Consider the following 17,675-nt stretch of genomic DNA (forward strand, 5'->3'; position numbering starts at 1 on the left):
ATTAGCAATGAGAAATGAGAAATTCCGGATGCCCGCATAGCGGGCTTCCATTGAAATTGAAAATGGATTGCATTCAAACCTATCTCATTTCCCATTGTCAATGTTTTACCTGTTCTTTTAAAGTTTTTGTACTCGATACGAGAATCTTCAATAACGATTGGATATCGGGATGAATGCTCTGAAACATTTTATCATTGATTAGCGCGCTATCATATAAAAGATAGAGCCAGTATTTCGTTTCATTGGCTTCTTTCAAAGCGATATAGAGCTTGTTGAGAAAATCGGATCTCGATTGGGCGAACTCAGCTTCGTGAACCAGAGCACCGATCGCTGTACCGGAACGAAGCAACTGTTTGCTCAAAATATATTCGTTGCACTCTTCCTGAAGCCATCTACAGAGTTTCACGATTCTAAGAGCGAACCGATAACTCTGTCCTTTCAGCGGATCGTTGCCGTCTATTCCTATAGTTGTCCGCAAAGCGGCTCACTCCAATTTCTCATTGCTCACTTCTCATCTCTCATCGCTGTTTCCAGCATGGAAACCATGCTTTCGACGTCCCAACTCGCCGTGCCGATCAGTGCTCCGTCACAACCGGGAACAGCCAAAATGTCTGCAATATTTTGCGGTTTCACGCTTCCGCCATAGAGCAGCGGGCGGTCGCTCAATCTCTTGATGACGGCATGGGTCTGCTCGATCAGCTCCGGTGTGGCCGTTCGTCCCGTTCCGATCGCCCAGACCGGTTCGTAGGCCAATATCAGCTTTTCATACGCCGTATCGATACCTTCACACTGGTCGACGAGATAGCGGCGAACCGCATCGTCACCCGCTTCACGCACTTCCAAAGGCTCGCCGATGCAGTAGACGATGGTAAAGCCCTGCTCTTTGAACCATGCATATTTTTGTGCGATGAACGCCTGCGACTCACCCAGAATGTGGCGCCGTTCGCTGTGGCCTACGAGTATGGTGCCGATGCCGAACTCTCCAAGCTGCTCGAGGCCGATCTCGCCGGTAAAAGAGCCTTTGACCGTCGGATAGGCGTTCTGTGCGCCGATTCGGATGTCGGCTTTCGTCTCGAAACGGTCGAGCGCCGTCGCAGGAGGGAAGATGTAGGTCTCTCCTTTGTACCCCGATGCGTCCAGATGGGCATCGAGCGCTTCGATGTACGCACGGGTCGATGCGCGGGTATGGTTGGTCTTGAAGTTGGCGGCGAGTATTTTACTCATCGTCATCCCCGTCGACCTGCAGTGCCGCGATACCCGGCAGCGTCTTGCCCTCGAGCAGTTCGAGGCTCGCACCGCCGCCGGTGGAGATGAAGGTCATCTCGTCGTCGACGCCGACACGCTGGATCAGGTCGGCCGTGTCGCCCCCGCCGATAATCTTGGTGGCGTACGATTCCGCCACGTAGTTGGCGAGTTTGAAACTGCCGCGGGCGAACTTGTCCATCTCGTAGACACCCATCGGCCCGTTCCAGAGAATGGTCTGGCAATCCGAGAGCGCTTCTCGGAAGAGGCGTGTCGACGCCAGGCCGATATCGAGCCCCATCCAATCTGCCGGAATCTCCTGATAGGTGACGTATTTTACGGGGGCATCCTCTTTGAACTCGGGAGCGACGACGAAGTCGACCGGCAGATAGAGTTTGACACCCAGACGCTTGGCTTCCTGAACGATGTGGTTCGCGTCATCGAGCAAATCGTCTTCGACCAGGGAGTTGCCCACTTCCAGCCCCGCCGCTTTGAGGAACGTAAAGGCCATCGCTCCGCCGATCACCATCTTGTCGACTTTTGGAAGAAGGTTGATGAGCGCTTCGAGCTTGCCCGAGACTTTGCTTCCCCCGACGATCGCCATAAAGGGGCGTGTCGGCTTCTTGAGCAGCTTGTGGAAGTATTTGATCTCTTTTTGCAAAAGGAAACCGGCGCCTTTGTGGTCCGCATCGAAATAGTGGGTGATCGCTTCGACCGACGCATGGGCGCGGTGGCTGACGCCGAATGCGTCGTTGACGTAGAATTCAGCCATCGAAGCGAACTTTTTCGCGAGTTCCGGATCGTTTTTCGTTTCGCCCGGTTCGAAGCGCACATTCTCCAGAAGAAGTATCTCGCCGCCCTGGAGCGCCGCGGCTTTGGCCGTCGCATCGGGCCCCACGACATCTTTCGCCAGCGTCACGTCGTGATGGAGCAGCGCATGAAGACGTTTGGCTACCGGCTTGAGCGAATATTTCTCGCTGTACTCCCCTTTCGGGCGTCCCATATGGCTCGCGAGAACGATGGCACACTCATGGTCGAGGCAGTAGCGGATCGTCTGAAGCGCCGCGCGGATACGGCGATCGTCCGTGATGTTGCCAAACTCGTCGAGTGGTACATTGAAGTCGCATCGTATAAAAACTTTCTTTCCCGCAAGATCGAGGTCTTTGATCGTCAAAAGTCGCATCGGTGGATATCCTTTATTTTGAGATGTGTAGTGCCATGTCGACAAGGCGGTTGGCATAGCCCCATTCGTTGTCGTACCAGGCCATGATTTTGAGCATGTTTCCCCCGATCACCTGTGTCAGATCGGTCGCCACTATGCCGCTGCGCGTATCACCGCAAAAATCCTGGCTGACGCCGAATTTCTCGTCGATCCCGAGGATGCCTCTGAGCTCTCCTTTCGCCTTTTCCAGAAAGAGGAGATTGACCTCCTCGGCGGAGGTCGGTTTTTCGAGCACGAGGTTCAGGTCCATCAGCGAAACGTCGGGTGTAGGCACCCGTACGCTCTGGCCGTGAAGCTTTCCTTTGAGATTCGGAAGCACTTTGTAGATCGCTTCGGCGGCATGGGTAGAGGTCGGGACGAGGTTGACCGCCGCCGCGCGGCATCGACGCATATCGCTCGAGATCGCGGCATCCATCAGGCTCTGTCCGCCCGTGTAGGCGTGAATCGTCGTCATGAGCCCCGTCTTTATGCCGTAGATCTCGTCGATGACGCGGGCGATGGGGCCGAGGCAGTTGGTCGTACAGCTTGCGTTGGAGATTATCGCTTCGCCTTTGTAGGAGTGCGCATTGACGCCGAAAACATAGGTCGGCGTATCGTCTTCGGCAGGCGCGGAGATGACGACGCGTTTGGCGCCATGGCGAATGTGGGTCTGCACGATCTCGCTTCTCAAAAAGCGGCCGCTGCATTCGAGAACCACATCGGCACCCGCATCCGCGAACCTCAGGTTTTCCGGATCGGGCTCGCGAAAAATCTCGACCGACTGCCCGCCCAGCCTCAAAACGTTTCCCTCGACCAGGGCTTCCTCGTCGAGAGGCCCGTGGACACTGTCGAAATTGGTCAGATATTCGAGGGTTTTCGGATCGGCGAGATCGTTGATCGCGACCAGTTCGACATCGTCCCGTTTCGAAACGATGCGTGCCACGCTCCGCCCGATTCGCCCAAATCCGTTGATAGCGATCCTTAATGCCACACGCTTTCCTTAACCGTAAAGAATTACGTTGATTTTATCAAATCAAGTGTATAATCATTATTAAATGAATAGAACCCATCCCAAAAAAATCGCGATTTTCGGTGGCAGTTTCGACCCGCCGCACCTCGGACACCTCGAAGTCATCAAAAAGGCGCTGCAGTCACTCGATATCGACAAGCTCATCGTCGTGCCTGCCTATATCAGCCCTTTCAAAAAAGGCCACAGTGCACCGCCACAACTCCGTTTCGAATGGTTGAAAAAGATAACCGCCTTCGATCCGCGGATCGAAGTGAGCGATATAGAGATAAAAAAAGGCGGGCCGTCGTACACGATCGACACGGTCAACCATTTTTCCGAAATTTTTGATACAATTTACCTCATTATCGGCGCGGACAACCTCGAGAGCCTGCATCGGTGGCACCGCTTCGACGAACTGAACAGAAAAGTGAAATGGGTCGTCGCGACACGAAACGGCGAAAAGATTCCGGAAGGATTTATCCGCCTCGAAGTGAAGATGCCGATCAGTTCGACGAAACTGCGCCGAAACATCGTCCCGGAATGGATACCGGAACCGATCCGGGAAGAGGTATTACAATACTATTCAAAACATACGAAGGAGAATCGTGACTAACGAAATGCAATCACGTATCGACCGCATCGTCGATCAACTCGACCAGAAAAAAGCGGAAGATATTCAGGTTTTCGACCTGAGCGACAAAGAGTACCTTACCAGTTATGTGGTCATCGCCACCACACTGGGAGACAAACATACACTGGCACTGCTCGATCATTTGAGAGAAACTCTAAAACCCGAAGGGGAAAGTTTTATAGCGGTAGACGAAGGGGAGCAGTGGACGGTTATCGACCTTGGAGACATTATGATTCATCTGATGGTCCCGGACTACCGGGCGAAATACAATCTCGAAGAGTTTCTCGATTCACTGGGAAAACGGGATAATCGATAATCGATCGAAGAATTGTTTATTGAGCTCCGGAAAGACCGGAACAGTCTGCAAACTAAAATCCGGAGCTCTTAGCCTCATACATAGCAAATAGTGTTCCAAAAGAAGATGCGAGAAGCGGCATCTTCCTCTACATCTTTTTAAGCGCCGTGATCCCCAGCATTTTCAGGCCGACACGCAGAGAAAGTGCCACCATCGACGAGAGTTTCAGCAGCGCATCCTCGTTCGGCGTGCCGATGACTTTGTTGTCGTAGTAGAACTTGTGGTACATGCCTGCCAGGTACTTCAGATAGTCGGTGACTTTCTGCAACTGGCGGCTTTCGAATGCATCTTCGAGAACTTCGGGCAGAAGAAGCGCCGTAAAAAGAAGGTCGTACGCGTCGTCGCCCAACCCCTCGATCGAAGCGTGAAAAAGGTCCTCCTGGCTTTTGCCCGCCTTTTCGAAAAGAGAAAAGACACGTGCATGCGCATAGTTGATGTAGTAGATCGGGTTGGAGTTGTCCTCTCTTTTCAGATCTTCCACATCGAACTCGAGATGTGTATCGCTCTTTTTGGTCAAAAAGATGAAGCGGAGCGCATCGGCACCGATCTCTTTGACGATGTCCTGCATCAAAATGAAGTTTCCGGCGCGTTTGGACATCTTGTAGGGTTCGCCCCCTTTGAGCAGCGAAACCATCTGCGAAAGAATGATTTCAAGACGCTGCGGGTCGTGGCCGAAAAAAGCGATCGCCGCTTTGACGCGTGCGATGTAGCCATGGTGGTCGGCACCCCAGATGTTGATGTAATGGTCGTAACCGCGCTCGAATTTCAGGTAGTGGTAGATGATGTCGCCCGCCAGATAGGTAGGCCGGCCATCTTCACGCACGACAACACGGTCTTTCTCGTCACCGTGTTCCGTCGACTTGAGCCACCACTTGCCATCCTTTTCATAGACGGCACCGGCTTCGACGAGCTTCGTGAAAATTTCATCCCACTTCTCATAGAGAGATTTTTCGCTGACGTAATGGTCGAAAAAAATCCCGACTTCCGCAAGGTTTTGGTTGATGAGTTCTAGCATCTGCTCTTTCGCCCACTCCGAAATCTCCGGAATATAGGTCTCGTCCATGAACTTTTCACGCCCGAGCGCTTCGACCGCCTTATGTGCCAACTCTACGATGTATTCCCCGCGATAATACTCTTCCGGCCACTCCACATCGAGCCCCAACACCGCTTCGCGTCCGGCGAGATAGACGGAAAGGCCGAGCAGATAGATCTGGTTGCCTGCATCGTTGACGTAATACTCGCGCTCGATTTTGTAGCCGATATGCGTTCCGATGCGTGCGAGGACGTCGCCCCAGACAGCACCTCGCGCATGGCCGATGTGCAGCGGGCCCGTCGGATTGGCACTGACGAATTCCAGCAGGATGGAAGTGTCGTTTTCACCCTTTCCAAACGCCTCTTCATGCTCGAGTGCCCAAACGGTGTAGTCGTTCAGAAAGTTTCGGCTCAGCTTGATGTTGACGTACCCTTTGAGGGCATCGACCTTTTCGAACATCTCCTCTTCACGCAGTTTTTCGGCGAGCTCTTCGGCGATCTGCATCGGATTGCGGCGAAGAACTTTGGCCATCGAAAAAGCGATGGGAGTGGCATAGTGGCCGAAGTTTTTATCTTTGGGCTTCTCCAGCACGATCGGATGGTCGATGTGTTTTTGAAGAACTTTGTAGACGCGTCGTTTCAACAAGTTTCCTTACGCCTCTTTTTTCTCTTCTGTTTTTACGGTTTCGGCGCTTTCCGCCTTCTTCTCGACCTGCTTTTCAGCTTTCGCCGAAGCTGCGAGTTCCTCTTCCTCTTCCTCTTTCATCGCTTTTTTGAAATTGCGGATACCGCTCCCCATTCCTTTTGCGAGTTCTGGAATCTTTTTCGCTCCGAACAGCAATACGACGATTGCAAGAATGATCAGAAGTTCCGGCATTGATGGCATACCCATGAGTGTCTCCTTGTAAAATTTTGGTTTTATTATATCTATCGTTGGCTGTTGCACGCCTTATGATATCAACTAATCCTCCTGGCCTCTCCATCGATTGATAAACTGCAACGCCTGTTTTCTTCCTTTTTTCAGCCGGGCGGCTTTCGCCACGGCGATAAACGAGTCGACGGCTTTTTCGAACTCGTCGTTGACGATCAGAAAATCGTAAGCGGTGATGTATTCGATTTCGACAAGTGCATTCTGTATCCGTTTTTGAATGATCTCTTCACCGTCGGTCGCCCTGCTCCTGAGTCTTCGCTCCAGTTCCTCGAGCGTCGGAGTCGTAACGAAAACGGACGTGACGAGATCTCCCATGCGCTCCCTGGCGATGGCGTGCCCTTGCACATCGATATCGAAAATGACGAGTTTGCCGGCTTCGAGCGCTTCTCTCACGGGTTTGAGGGAGGTGCCGTAGTAGTTGCCGTGCACCTGCGCATACTCCAGAAACTCCCCGGCGCGGATATCCGCTTCGAACGTCTCTTTGTCGACGAAATGGTAGTCGACCCCTTCGCGTTCCCCTTCCCTCGGCGGCCGTGTCGTCGTCGAAATGGAAAAATAGTAGTCTCCGATTTTCTCTTTCGCGGCGTTTATCAAAGAACTTTTACCGGCTCCGCTGGGGCCCGATATAATCAAAATCGATCCAAACTTTTTTTGCATTCAACTCTCTTTCGGGAATGTGATGGTGATGTTGATCTGCGCGCCCGCGAGAAGCTTGCGAAGCGCCTCGGGATCCATACCGAGAAGTTTTGAAATCAACGCCGTCTCTTCGCTTTGCGATCTCATATCCGCCTCTTTCGCCGTCATTTTGGCGTTCTCTCCAGGAGTGGAGGTCCCTTCAGGCAGAAACGTTTCGCCCAATACCGCACCGAGCTCCTCTTCGGAGACGAGATCGAGCTCGTCTTCGGGGGTCTCCTCGGCGGCGGCAATCGCTTCGAACTCTTCGTAAAATCCGGCATCCATTTCCTCTTCGGCCGCCTCCGCCTCCACTTCGGCTTCTTTCTCTTCCGGTTCCGCCGCACTCTGTGTGCTCTCCATCGGCTTCCTCCCTTCCTCCGCGAGAGCCTCTTCCGGCAGCGCTTCGAAATCTTCCGTAACCTCCTCTTCCGGTTCCGAACCCTCTTCGAGAAGCTCCTTCACTTCGCTCACCAGCTCCTCATCGAGTACGCCGGAAAGGGGCTCTTCGGGCTCAGGAAGGCTGATCGGCTCCTCTTCGGCCGGCTCCTCCTCCCCCTCTTCCAGGTCGATCTCTTCGTGCAACGTCTCGATCTCTTCGGCTTCCGCCGTTTCAGGAAGGTTTTCATCCGATGGGAACTCCCGCTCTTCGACATCCATCTCTTCGAGCAGGCTTTCGAAGTCGATCTCTTCATCTTCGGAAATCTCTTCCGCCTCGCGCACCGCCTCTTCGGTAGCCGTTTCCCTCTCCGCCGCCGCTTCTTCGACAACGCTGCCGCTCTCTTCTTCCAAAACCGCTTCGTTATCCTCTTCCATCGATTGGAGCAGCGCTTCGAAATCCTCTTCCTCGCCCTTTGCCGCCTCCATTTCCTCTTCGGAACGAGGTTCGCTCTCTTCCATATCGATCTCTTCCAAAAGGGATTCGAAATCTTCAAAATTCTCCTGCGCTTCCGGTGTAGTGGAAGATTCCTCCGTCACTTTTTCTTCCGGATGGCCGACGCTCTCTTCCATTTCGGGAAGCAGCAAGTCGTCTTTGATCTCGCTCAGCAGATCCACCATCTCGGTTGGAAGGAAAGGCTTTTTTATGTAGTAGTCGAATCCCGGAATCTTCGCGTCATCGTCGGCATAGATCAGACATGCCTTCCGGGTGCCGCTGGCGGCTTTCAACTCTTCCGGGCTCATCCCCTCCAGACGGGCATCGTCGATGAACAACAGGTCGAACGTATCGTTCCCCATCTCTTCGATCGAGGACTTTTCCACGATATCGATACCCGATTTCTGGGCACTCAACCCCGCAAGTTTGGAGACGACGGGATTCTGGTTGATCAGAAGCATTCGCATTGTCAAAGCCTTTGATGAGAACCCACCCCAAACACCGTTTTCGAGGGAGGTTCCGTTATGTGTAGCAGTTGCTCAGGTACTTATTGTATAATCAACATCATTTATTTTTGCTTTAGAAAATCCCCCTCTCCTTCCTGAAGACCTTTGCCGCTCGTTTTGTCACGCTATTCTCTTTCGTCTATCCAGGACCGGATATTTTACACACTCCCTACCGAATCCACTGCATCAATACATCGATGGCAGAAAGAAACTCCCCCTTGAAGATCAGCATCATCGAGCCGAGCACGGCGAACCATACTGCCAAAGAGAGGGCGATCTTGATCGGAAATCCGACGACGAGCAGGTTGAACTGGGGCATCGTCTTCATCAGCATACCGAAGATGATGTCGGAAAGAAGGGAGAGGGCGACGATGGGGAACGCTACCGAAAACCCCATGACGAAAAGATGGCCCATCGCACTGACAATGTAGTCGAACATCTCATGGCTCAGCACGAACCCGCCGAGAGGGGCATTTCTCAGCGCTTCGACCATCCACGTCAAAATCATGTAGTGGCCGTTGAACGCCAAAAGGACGATCATCGCCAAAAGGGTCAGGAACTGGCTGACCAGCGGCGACTGGATCTGGCTTTGCGGGTCGATGACACTCGCCAGTGAAAACCCCATGACGAAGGCGATCTGCTCTCCGGCATAGGAGAATATTCCGAAGACGATGTTGAGCACGACGCCGGCTATCAGCCCCATGACCGCTTCGGAGAGGATGGCTGCAAAAAGAAGCGATGTACTCTGCGGTTCAGGTGTGACGGGCACGATCGGAAACAGGACCAGCGTCAGATAGAACGCGAATGCGGCTTTTATCTGCGGAGAGATGGTCATATGATTAAAAAAGGGCAAAAAGACGAAGAGGGTCGAGAGCCTCACGAAAAGAAGCAGGAATGTGTAGACGTTATCGGGTTGCAGCAAGCTGTACCAGCTCACTGAATCTGCTCCAATACCTGGTTTTCAAGCCGATAAACCCTGTCGCAGCTTCGGGCGATCCGTTCGTCGTGCGTTACGAGAAAAAGGGCTCCGGAGACCTTTTCGATATGTTCGAAGACCGCATCCATCACGATGTGCGCCGTCTCGTCGTCGAGGTTGCCCGTCGGTTCGTCGGCAAAGATGAGACGCGGATTTTTGGAGAGTACGCGGGCGATGGAGACCCGCTGCTGCTGGCCACCGGAGAGTTCCGTCACCCTTTGATGAACGACGTTTTCGATCCCCAAACGCTTCAGCAGGGCATCGTCGAATTCAGTGTCGCTCAACAGTGTCGCGATTTCGATATTTTCCGCCGCACTCATCCCTTTGAAGAGATAGTGAAATTGAAAGATGATACCGATTTCGAAACGTCGTATCGCAAGCTGCTGTTTCGGCGTCAGGCTGTAGATATCGGAACCCAGCAGTTCCACCGTTCCGTGTTGCGGCTTCAAAAGGGTCGCCAGGATATGCAGAAGTGTCGACTTTCCGCTGCCGCTGACACCGATGACGGCGACTTTTTCGTTTTCACGGATAGTTAGGTCTATATTTTCAAAAAGGGAGTAGTCGAATGCGTGGGAGAGTCGTTCAGCTTTAATCAGCTCCGGGCCGCCGGAGATCGGCGGCTCGAGCGTTGTCGAAAGAGGCATCGGGTCTTATTTGCCCATTTGTGCCGCAACTTCCGCTGCGAAATCTTCCTCTTTCTTTTCGATACCTTCGCCAAGCTCGAAGCGGATGAACTCGACGATCTTCGCCGTTCCGCCCACCGCTTTGGCAGCTTCGTCGAGAACCTGTCCGACGGTTTTCTTGTCATCCATGACGAACGGCTGGTTGACGAGAGTGTTGTCTTTGAGGAAACGCTTGATCTTGCCCGGGAGGATTTTATCCCAGATCTGCTCGGGCTTGCCCTCTTTTTTAAGCTGCTCGATCGCGATCTCTTTCTCTTTCTCGATCACTTCGGCCGGAACGGCTTCTTCGTCGAGATAGGAAGGATTCATCGCGGCGATGTGCATCGCGATGTTTTTGAGTGTCGGGCGGATCGCTTCGCATGTTTTGTCGCTGTCGCATTTCGCAGCGATAAGAACACCGACTTTTCCGTTGCCGTGGATGTAACCCTCGACCGTACCGTTTTCGCCGGCATCGATCGTGACGAAGCGGCGCATAACGATATTTTCGCCGATTTTCGCGATTTCGCCTTTCAGGAACTCTTCGAATTTCGTGCCGTCGATCTCTGTTTCGAGCAGATCCTCGACCGTGGTCGCCGTCGAGCAGTGGACATGGCGTGTCGCTTTTTTCACGAGCGACTTGAAGTTGTCGTTCTGCGCGACGAAGTCTGTCTCGGAGTTGATCTCGGCGATCGTCCCCTTGCGGTGATCATCGCTGATCTCGATGCTGATCGCACCTTCGGATGCGACACGGCCGGCTTTTTTGGCCGCGCTTGAGAGACCTTTTTTGCGAAGCCACTCGACGGCGGCTTCCATGTCACCGTTTGTTTCGGTGAGCGCTTTTTTACAATCCATCATCCCCGCGTTGGTCATCTGGCGGAGTTCTTTGACCATTGCTGCAGTAACTGCCATGGTTACGCTCCTTTTGTTTCAGTTGCTTCTTCGGCTTCGCCTTCGGCAACCGCTTCTTCCGTGACTTTCGCCATCTCTTCTTCGCTCACTTCCTCTTCCGTTTCGGCTTCCTGTGCCGCAAGCTCGCGTCCTTCGATGATCGCATCGGCCATCTCGCGGCAGAAGAGCTGGATGGAGCGGATCGCGTCGTCGTTGCCCGGAATCGGGTAGTCGATAATGTCCGGATCGCAGTTGGTATCGAGCGGTGCGATGACCGGAATACCGAGGCGGCGCGCCTCTTTGATCGCGATGCGCTCTTTGACCGCATCGACTACGAAGAGCATATCCGGAAGTTTTTTCATGTTGCGGATACCGCCGAGGTAATTCTCGAGCTTCTCTTTTTTGCGCTTGAGCATCAGCGCCTCTTTTTTGGTCAGAAGATCCATCTTTCCTGTCTCTTCCATCTCCTCGATCACTTCGAGTTTTCGGATCGACTTGCGGATCGTCTGGTAGTTTGTCAGCATACCGCCGAGCCAACGGGTCTGAACGTAGGGCATGCCGCAGCGCTGTGCGTGCTCGACGATCGCATTGCGCGCCTGCTTCTTCGTACCGACGAACATGACCGTTTTGCCATCGGCTGCCGCGTCGCGAACGACATTGTAGGTATAACGGAAATATCGAAGCGTCTTCTGCAGGTCGATAATATGAATGTTTTTTCTTACGCCGAAGATGAATTTTTTCATCTTCGGGTTCCAACGACGTGTCTGGTGTCCAAAGTGCATACCGCACTCGAGAAGGTCTTTCATAGTGACCATGGGTTCTCCTTGAGAATATTTTTGTTGTCTGTGCCATATGGCCAGGTTTGTTCCTCTGTGCCCATCAACGCGAAATCGCGCAACCTGTCAAGGATTGACACATGTGAGGTTTCCCTAATAAAAGGGAGTGCAATAATACTAAAATAGCTCTTAAATTAAGCTTTGTTTAACGAAAGTGAGACGCCCGCCATGCGGGCTCAGTAGGTAGTGGGTAGTGAGTAGCTTTTTACGGTAGCGGCAAAGCCGCATCCGAAACTTTTCACTTTTGGTTTTTAGTTTTTAACTCTTGTAATTTCTCTTTCACCGCTTCCACGTGTCCTTTGACCCGTACTTTGGGCCAGACAGCCGCGACGTTGCCCTCCGGATCGATGATGAATGTGGAACGTATCACCCCTTCATACTCTTTGCCATAGAGTTTTTTGAGTCCCCATGCACCATAAGCTTTGAGCACCTCTTTGTTCTCGTCGCTCAGGAGCGTGATCGCGAGGCCTTTTTTCTCGATGAACTTGCGGTGCCTCTCGGGCGAATCGGGGCTCACACCCAAAATGACGCCATCCAGCTCCTCGAATTGGGGCATCGCTTCGGTAAACTCGCACGCTTCCGTCGTGCATCCGGGCGTGAGATCTTTGGGGTAGAAATAGAGAATGACCCATTTTCCTTTGAGATCGCGCAGGCAGATTTCGACGTTATCTTGATTTGGAAGGCAAAACTCCGGTGCTTTTTCTCCCACTTCGACCATAATCGACTCCTCAATTTTTTTGCGTTAGTATACCATTCTATATTTTGAGGTAAGATATCCGAATGGAAAAAGAAAAATTGCTACACGAAATAGAAAAACTGCTCAGTTTCGACGGCAACGATACTACAATCAATCCCGATTATCTCGAATTCTTCACCGTGGAGGAGCTCGAGTCGATCAGACGGGAACTCGAAAGAAAATACAAGAATATGGTCGAAGAGAATCTCGACTGGATGCAGCAGTTCAAAAAATAGGAATGACACCCATGGAGCAAAAAGATTTTATCCGCGCGATGAAGCGCTGTACCGTTCTCTACGTCGAGGACGACCATGAACTCAGAGCCTATATTTCCGAATTTCTGCGCCGCTTCTGCAAAGACATCTACGAAGCCGAAAATGCCGAAAACGCCTATGATCTTTATCTGCGCAAACATCCGGAAATCATCCTGCTCGATATCAATCTGCCCGGCATGAGCGGCATCGATTTCTGCGAAACGATTCGCCGAAAGGATGCCAGAACCCGCATCATCATGTCGACTGCCTACACCGACAAAGATTTTTTGTTGAAGGTCGTCGAACTGGGCCTGACACGCTATCTGGTCAAACCGATGACGAGTGAGGAGCTTTTCGGGGCTTTCGACAAAGCGTTGCAGGAGCTCGAAGCGATCGACAACAGATTCGGAGCGGTCGATCTTGGAGAGGGGTTTTTCTACCAGTCGAAGGCAAAATGCCTTTACAAGGGCGATGAGACGATCCCTCTGCGCAAAAAAGAGATACAGCTGCTCGATTTTTTCATCGATCACCAGGAGGAGGTGGTCTCTTACGAACTTCTCGAACAGGCCGTCTGGCCGGATGGAGCGATGACACCCAATGCGATCCGAAGCCAGATACGGAATCTTCGCAGAAAAACCCATGACGGGATCCTTGAAAACATCAGCGGCATAGGCTACCGCCTCTACAGGAAACCCGCCTCATGATCAGCCTCAAAACTATCGCCAGGTGCGACGGATTTTCTCTCGACTCGACCGCTTCGGCAAAAGATGCACTCGCCACGATGCACCGGAACAAGAAAGGGTGTGTCGTGCTGCTGAAAGAGCAGATACCCGTCGGCATCCTCACCGAAAGCCATATCGTCAGGATGCTCGACAATGAGCTTCCCCTCGAAACCCCCGCCATCGATATCTGCGTCAAAAAGGTCATCAGCGCCAACGAAAACAGGCCGATCGACTTCGCGTTCGAGTTTTTGAGCAAAAACCAGATCCGCCGTATCGTCCTGACCGACGGTGCCAATCGCTTTTCCGGTATCGTCCTGCAGGAGGATCTTTTCGACTACCTCGACAAGGATGTCTATAAAATCGATCTGAAGCTCTCCGACATCCTCAAAAGCGGCCAGCATGTGACGATGCTCGGAAGAGACGAGACCGTCCGCAGGGCACTCGCCCTGATGAGACGGCTGCGCATAGGTTCGATCATCGTCGGCGACAAAAACCGCCCCGAAGGGATCGTAACGGAAAAAGATATCCTCGAACTCGCCTACAAAGAGGGCAACCCCGACGATTCGCTGCAAAAACATATGTCCGCACCGCTCTTTACAGCCAAACCGGAAACGGCCGTCACCTCCATCATCGATGTCATGAAAAGAAAAGGGTTCAGGCGGGTCGTCGTGACAGACAGGGACGGACAATGCATCGGCATTCTTACCGACCGTGACATTCTCAAGCAGATACGGGGCAACTATACGAAAATTTTGCAAAGCAAAATCCGCCATGCCCAGGAGATCATGGATATGCTTCCCGAAGCGATCGTGGAAGTTTTCGATGCCGACGGCCATCAGGTCATCCACTGGATGAACAAGAAAGCGGCCGCGCTCTTCGGCGAGGAGCTGATCGACAAAGAGATAGACCGCCTCTTCGCCCCTTCCCAGTGGGATTCGATCTACCATGAACTCAGGAGCGGCTCCATGGTCGTCGAAAAGAAAATGATCATCGGAAAACGTACCTTCGAAATCTCTTCCAGTGCGTCGGAAAACTACACCAACCGCTATATCAAACTGATCTTCAACGACGTAACCAGCCACGAAACGGCAAAACAGAATCTTCAGGCACGTATCGACGAAGAGATGAACAAACGTCTCGAACACGAATATCTGCTGATGCAGCAGTCCAAACTGGCGACGATGGGAGAGATGATCGGCCATATCGCCCATCAGTGGCGACAACCTCTGGCACAGATTGGCGGCATTTTCATGAATCTCGATGCCGCGGCCTCTTTCGGCGAGCTCAGTCCCGAGTATCTGCAGAAAAAGATCCGCAGAGGCAATACCCTGCTCAAATACATGTCACAAACCATCGAGGATTTCCGCCGATTTTTCGAACCGGGGAAAGAGAAAGAGCGATTCGACCTGCATGCCCACATTCAAAACGCGATTCATATCATCCAGGCATCCCTGACATATCATCATATAAAAATAGAGTATACGCCGCCGAAAAATTCCGTTTTCATTCTGGGGTACCCGGGCGAGTTTTCACAGGTCATACTCAACCTCATCGGCAACGCCAAAGACGTCCTGGTCGACCGTAACGTCGAAGAGCCGACGATCTGGATAGATGTACATCGCAGGGGGGAGAAAATCTCCATTCACATTATGGACAATGGCGGGGGCATCGAAGAGAAAAATCTTCCAAACATTTTCAACCCCTACTTTACGACCAAAAAACACAAAGACGGGACAGGCCTCGGGCTCTATATCTCGAAACTTATCATCGAAAGTAAAATCGGAGGGAAAATCTATGCGCTCAACGGCGACGGAGGTGCCGAATTCGTTATCGAGATAGATTCCGAACCGTACCCGGTAAGCGTCATCGCTCGTTGACACATCGACGATGCCCGCCTCGCTCGAAGGGTTTTTCGCCCCGTTTTTTACATAAAATGTACATTTTATTTCGATATGCTTTCCAAAACAACCATCTCCCAGGAGGTTAGTACGTTATGGATCAAGCCATCGTCAAAGCGGCGTCTCAAGAGTGCAAATCGGCCATCGATACTCTTGAAATCGTGACACCGTCCATCTACGCGTCGATATTTTCAGAAATCGCGAAAAAATATGGAATCGATCCCAAAACACTGACGGAAGTCGCGGAACGGTCACTTGTCATGCAGATCGAAAAACTTCTCGATCTGAACAAAAAAAGCAGCGAACAGGTCACGCATCTGGACAAAGCGTCGAAAAAGGCACTCGATGCGATGCAAGCACACGATGAGACCCTCCTGCGGGAGAGCATCAGCGAAACCGAAGCGCTCAGGCAGGAGATCGAACGGCTCAAAGAGAGTGTCTACACCGACTCTCTGACCAAAACATGGAACAGAAAATGGGTCGATGCCAACCTCCTCGACGAAAACGGCCACTTTAAAAAAGCGTGCATCCTCGCCATCGTCGACCTCAACTATTTCAAACAGATCAACGACACCCTCGGGCATATCGCCGGGGACAAGGTTCTAAAATACATCAGCTCCCATCTGAAATCACTCGGCATACCCGTCGTGCGTTACGGCGGAGACGAGTTTCTGCTCCTCTTCGACACGGAAGAGAGTGCCGAAAAAGCGGAAAAGAGAATGCACCTATGCCGGGAACTTCTACTGAAAAAGACATTGAAATTCAACGGACATTCGTTCAAAACCAGCTTCTCCTACGGAATCCACGCCTGCAAAGAAGGCGAATCTTTTTCCGATGCACTCGAAGCCGCAGATAAACAGATGTACGACGACAAAGAGGCGATTAAAAAGAGAGTTTCGGCACCGTTTTCGTAACAAATTTCTTTCTAGTAGTTGATAGAATCAAAAACGGTCGCCATGGATGACACGATCAAGTTTCAATTCCCATAGGGTACTTCAAAATAGTGTCCTGCAGAAGTACGACGTATTTCTTATTAGTTTCAATTCCCATAGGGTACTTCAAAATTGACGAGGATCGTCGGAAAAGGGCCGGGAGCGAAACGTTTCAATTCCCATAGGGTACTTCAAAATGATGACTGGTGGAAAGATGGTTTTTACGAAACAATGTTTCAATTCCCATAGGGTACTTCAAAATGCTTCGCCTGGGTTTGAAACTCTTTCGTTCCAAACTCAGTTTCAATTCCCATAGGGTACTTCAAAATAAAGTTGATTATCTGTTCCGTATTTTACGGAATACTTAGTTTCAATTCCCATAGGGTACTTCAAAATTCAGTTCTGCAACCAATGAAAATATCTTGATCGAGTTTCAATTCCCATAGGGTACTTCAAAATGCTTCGCCTGAGCTTGAAACTCTTTCGTTCCAAACTCAGTTTCAATTCCCATAGGGTACTTCAAAATATATATCCGCAGTTCGGACAGACGTATTTATTCAGTTTCAATTCCCATAGGGTACTTCAAAATTGTACGTTCGACTTTTTTCATGCCAAGCGTGGCAGTTTCAATTCCCATAGGGTACTTCAAAATCAATCGTACTTCCGTAAATTTCATCTTTCATTTGTTTCAATTCCCATAGGGTACTTCAAAATGTAGCTTCCGAAATCTGTCCGCCCACTCGTCGATGGGTTTCAATTCCCATAGGGTACTTCAAAATTGATAGAACCATAGTATGGGTCGTACCTGAAGCAGTTTCAATTCCCATAGGGTACTTCAAAATACAGGTCGGTGTCCTCCATGACGTCGCCAGGGACAGTTTCAATTCCCATAGGGTACTTCAAAATCCAAGACATTCTTTCAATGTCGTCACGCTCATCAGTTTCAATTCCCATAGGGTACTTCAAAATACTCTTTTAGTATATCGAAACCATGCTCATCAAGAAGGTTTCAATTCCCATAGGGTACTTCAAAATCGTAAACAGTGTTTAGGATCTTTGTAATGTTGTCATGTTTCAATTCCCATAGGGTACTTCAAAATTCGCCTAAGCTTGAAACTCTTTCGTTCCAAACTCAGTTTCAATTCCCATAGGGTACTTCAAAATAAAAGAATGGCCCGTTACTTACGGCTGGGGAGCTTAGTTTCAATTCCCATAGGGTACTTCAAAATCAGTTGTCGAAAATTTTCAATCGATTACAGCAGTGTTTCAATTCCCATAGGGTACTTCAAAATCTACTCATCATGGACTATCAACGGTA

General features: G+C 51.1%; 19 protein-coding genes and 1 CRISPR repeat array (1 of these 20 only partly in view). Of the genes, 6 read left to right on the plus strand and 13 right to left on the minus strand.

Features of this window, described 5'->3' with window-relative positions; translation table 11 throughout:
- Positions 1 to 97: 97 nt before the first annotated feature.
- The 4 genes from QUD54_RS05220 to gap form a co-directional block, all read right to left on the minus strand.
- On the minus strand, positions 98 to 406 hold the full coding sequence (locus QUD54_RS05220) for a four helix bundle protein (protein ID WP_286338012.1): 309 nt from the start codon (positions 404 to 406) through the stop codon (positions 98 to 100).
- Positions 407 to 504: 98 nt separating this feature from the next.
- Positions 505 to 1,224 (minus strand): triose-phosphate isomerase, encoded by a 720-nt coding sequence (locus tag QUD54_RS05225; RefSeq protein ID WP_286337897.1) that lies wholly within the window; start codon positions 1,222 to 1,224, stop codon positions 505 to 507.
- Complete coding sequence (locus QUD54_RS05230) at positions 1,217 to 2,425, minus strand: phosphoglycerate kinase (RefSeq protein WP_286337898.1); 1,209 nt, start codon at positions 2,423 to 2,425, stop codon at positions 1,217 to 1,219. Before QUD54_RS05230 ends, QUD54_RS05225 begins: the two co-directional genes overlap by 8 nt.
- Positions 2,426 to 2,438: 13 nt before the next feature.
- Positions 2,439 to 3,434, minus strand: coding sequence for a type I glyceraldehyde-3-phosphate dehydrogenase (gene gap, locus QUD54_RS05235; RefSeq protein ID WP_286337899.1), 996 nt, complete (start codon positions 3,432 to 3,434; stop codon positions 2,439 to 2,441).
- 64 nt (positions 3,435 to 3,498) lie between these two features.
- Here gap and nadD point away from each other — a divergent pair, with 64 nt between their 5' ends.
- Together nadD and rsfS are read left to right on the plus strand one after the other, a co-directional pair.
- Positions 3,499 to 4,065: a nicotinate (nicotinamide) nucleotide adenylyltransferase gene (nadD, locus tag QUD54_RS05240; protein ID WP_286337900.1), complete on the plus strand. Its 567-nt coding sequence runs from the start codon at positions 3,499 to 3,501 to the stop codon at positions 4,063 to 4,065.
- A 4-nt stretch (positions 4,066 to 4,069) separates the two neighbouring features.
- A complete protein-coding gene (gene rsfS / locus QUD54_RS05245; RefSeq protein WP_286338013.1) occupies positions 4,070 to 4,399 on the plus strand; it encodes a ribosome silencing factor in 330 nt (109 codons plus the stop codon).
- 127 nt (positions 4,400 to 4,526) lie between these two features.
- Here the strand turns inward: rsfS and argS are convergent, their stop codons facing one another.
- The 9 genes from argS to bcp all read right to left on the minus strand — a co-directional run bounded on the left by argS (position 4,527) and on the right by bcp (position 12,533).
- Positions 4,527 to 6,113 (minus strand): arginine--tRNA ligase, encoded by a 1,587-nt coding sequence (argS, locus tag QUD54_RS05250; RefSeq protein ID WP_286337901.1) that lies wholly within the window; start codon positions 6,111 to 6,113, stop codon positions 4,527 to 4,529.
- Positions 6,114 to 6,122: 9 nt separating this feature from the next.
- Positions 6,123 to 6,362, minus strand: coding sequence for a twin-arginine translocase TatA/TatE family subunit (gene tatA / locus QUD54_RS05255; protein WP_286337902.1), 240 nt, complete (start codon positions 6,360 to 6,362; stop codon positions 6,123 to 6,125).
- A 69-nt stretch (positions 6,363 to 6,431) separates the two neighbouring features.
- A complete protein-coding gene (gene gmk / locus QUD54_RS05260) occupies positions 6,432 to 7,058 on the minus strand; it encodes a guanylate kinase (RefSeq protein WP_286337903.1) in 627 nt (208 codons plus the stop codon).
- Entirely contained in the window at positions 7,059 to 8,414 is a 1,356-nt protein-coding gene (locus QUD54_RS05265; protein WP_286337904.1) for a hypothetical protein, read from the minus strand.
- A 208-nt stretch (positions 8,415 to 8,622) separates the two neighbouring features.
- Positions 8,623 to 9,390, minus strand: coding sequence for a flagellar biosynthetic protein FliR (gene fliR / locus QUD54_RS05270; RefSeq protein WP_286337905.1), 768 nt, complete (start codon positions 9,388 to 9,390; stop codon positions 8,623 to 8,625).
- The gene (locus QUD54_RS05275) at positions 9,387 to 10,073 is read right to left on the minus strand and encodes an ABC transporter ATP-binding protein (RefSeq protein WP_286337906.1); all 687 of its coding nucleotides are present in this window, start codon (positions 10,071 to 10,073) and stop codon (positions 9,387 to 9,389) included. Before QUD54_RS05275 ends, fliR begins: the two co-directional genes overlap by 4 nt.
- Positions 10,074 to 10,079: 6 nt before the next feature.
- Positions 10,080 to 11,000, minus strand: a complete 921-nt coding sequence (gene tsf / locus QUD54_RS05280) for a translation elongation factor Ts (protein WP_286337907.1) — start codon at positions 10,998 to 11,000, stop codon at positions 10,080 to 10,082.
- Positions 11,001 to 11,002: 2 nt separating this feature from the next.
- Positions 11,003 to 11,794 carry a 30S ribosomal protein S2 gene (gene rpsB / locus QUD54_RS05285; protein ID WP_286337908.1) on the minus strand — a complete coding sequence of 264 codons (792 nt, stop codon included), beginning with the start codon at positions 11,792 to 11,794 and terminating at the stop codon, positions 11,003 to 11,005.
- 259 nt (positions 11,795 to 12,053) lie between these two features.
- Entirely contained in the window at positions 12,054 to 12,533 is a 480-nt protein-coding gene (gene bcp, locus QUD54_RS05290) for a thioredoxin-dependent thiol peroxidase (RefSeq protein WP_286337909.1), read from the minus strand.
- Between the two features lie 62 nt (positions 12,534 to 12,595).
- On the opposite strand from bcp, the gene QUD54_RS05295 reads away from it, so the two are divergent.
- From QUD54_RS05295 to QUD54_RS05310, 4 genes are all read left to right on the plus strand, one after another.
- Positions 12,596 to 12,787 carry a hypothetical protein gene (locus QUD54_RS05295; protein ID WP_286337910.1) on the plus strand — a complete coding sequence of 64 codons (192 nt, stop codon included), beginning with the start codon at positions 12,596 to 12,598 and terminating at the stop codon, positions 12,785 to 12,787.
- A gap of 11 nt (positions 12,788 to 12,798) precedes the next feature.
- Positions 12,799 to 13,509, plus strand: a complete 711-nt coding sequence (locus QUD54_RS05300; protein WP_286337911.1) for a response regulator transcription factor — start codon at positions 12,799 to 12,801, stop codon at positions 13,507 to 13,509.
- The gene (locus QUD54_RS05305; RefSeq protein ID WP_286337912.1) at positions 13,506 to 15,404 is read left to right on the plus strand and encodes a CBS domain-containing protein; all 1,899 of its coding nucleotides are present in this window, start codon (positions 13,506 to 13,508) and stop codon (positions 15,402 to 15,404) included. The genes QUD54_RS05300 and QUD54_RS05305 overlap by 4 nt, the downstream gene beginning before the upstream one ends.
- A gap of 116 nt (positions 15,405 to 15,520) precedes the next feature.
- Complete coding sequence (locus tag QUD54_RS05310; protein WP_286337913.1) at positions 15,521 to 16,339, plus strand: GGDEF domain-containing protein; 819 nt, start codon at positions 15,521 to 15,523, stop codon at positions 16,337 to 16,339.
- 59 nt (positions 16,340 to 16,398) lie between these two features.
- Positions 16,399 to 17,675: direct repeats of the CRISPR family, unit length 29 nt; unit sequence GTTTCAATTCCCATAGGGTACTTCAAAAT (it continues 490 nt past the right edge of the window).

Origin of the sequence: Hydrogenimonas cancrithermarum (assembly GCF_030296055.1) — a bacterium.
Classification (GTDB): Bacteria; Campylobacterota; Campylobacteria; order Campylobacterales; family Hydrogenimonadaceae; genus Hydrogenimonas; species Hydrogenimonas cancrithermarum.

Excerpts from the sequence above, each read along its gene's own strand:
- rsfS (WP_286338013.1), top strand. The coding sequence starts at position 4,070 with ATGCAATCACGTATCGACCGCATCGTCGATCAACTCGACCAGAAAAAA.
- QUD54_RS05305 (WP_286337912.1), top strand. The coding sequence starts at position 13,506 with ATGATCAGCCTCAAAACTATCGCCAGGTGCGACGGATTTTCTCTCGAC.
- QUD54_RS05300 (WP_286337911.1), top strand. The coding sequence starts at position 12,799 with ATGGAGCAAAAAGATTTTATCCGCGCGATGAAGCGCTGTACCGTTCTC.
- QUD54_RS05295 (WP_286337910.1), top strand. The coding sequence starts at position 12,596 with ATGGAAAAAGAAAAATTGCTACACGAAATAGAAAAACTGCTCAGTTTC.
- gmk (WP_286337903.1), bottom strand. The coding sequence starts at position 7,058 with ATGCAAAAAAAGTTTGGATCGATTTTGATTATATCGGGCCCCAGCGGA.
- QUD54_RS05230 (WP_286337898.1), bottom strand. The coding sequence starts at position 2,425 with ATGCGACTTTTGACGATCAAAGACCTCGATCTTGCGGGAAAGAAAGTT.
- tatA (WP_286337902.1), bottom strand. The coding sequence starts at position 6,362 with ATGGGTATGCCATCAATGCCGGAACTTCTGATCATTCTTGCAATCGTC.
- bcp (WP_286337909.1), bottom strand. The coding sequence starts at position 12,533 with ATGGTCGAAGTGGGAGAAAAAGCACCGGAGTTTTGCCTTCCAAATCAA.
- nadD (WP_286337900.1), top strand. The coding sequence starts at position 3,499 with ATGAATAGAACCCATCCCAAAAAAATCGCGATTTTCGGTGGCAGTTTC.
- rpsB (WP_286337908.1), bottom strand. The coding sequence starts at position 11,794 with ATGGTCACTATGAAAGACCTTCTCGAGTGCGGTATGCACTTTGGACAC.
- QUD54_RS05275 (WP_286337906.1), bottom strand. The coding sequence starts at position 10,073 with ATGCCTCTTTCGACAACGCTCGAGCCGCCGATCTCCGGCGGCCCGGAG.
- tsf (WP_286337907.1), bottom strand. The coding sequence starts at position 11,000 with ATGGCAGTTACTGCAGCAATGGTCAAAGAACTCCGCCAGATGACCAAC.
- QUD54_RS05265 (WP_286337904.1), bottom strand. The coding sequence starts at position 8,414 with ATGCGAATGCTTCTGATCAACCAGAATCCCGTCGTCTCCAAACTTGCG.
- QUD54_RS05310 (WP_286337913.1), top strand. The coding sequence starts at position 15,521 with ATGGATCAAGCCATCGTCAAAGCGGCGTCTCAAGAGTGCAAATCGGCC.
- QUD54_RS05225 (WP_286337897.1), bottom strand. The coding sequence starts at position 1,224 with ATGAGTAAAATACTCGCCGCCAACTTCAAGACCAACCATACCCGCGCA.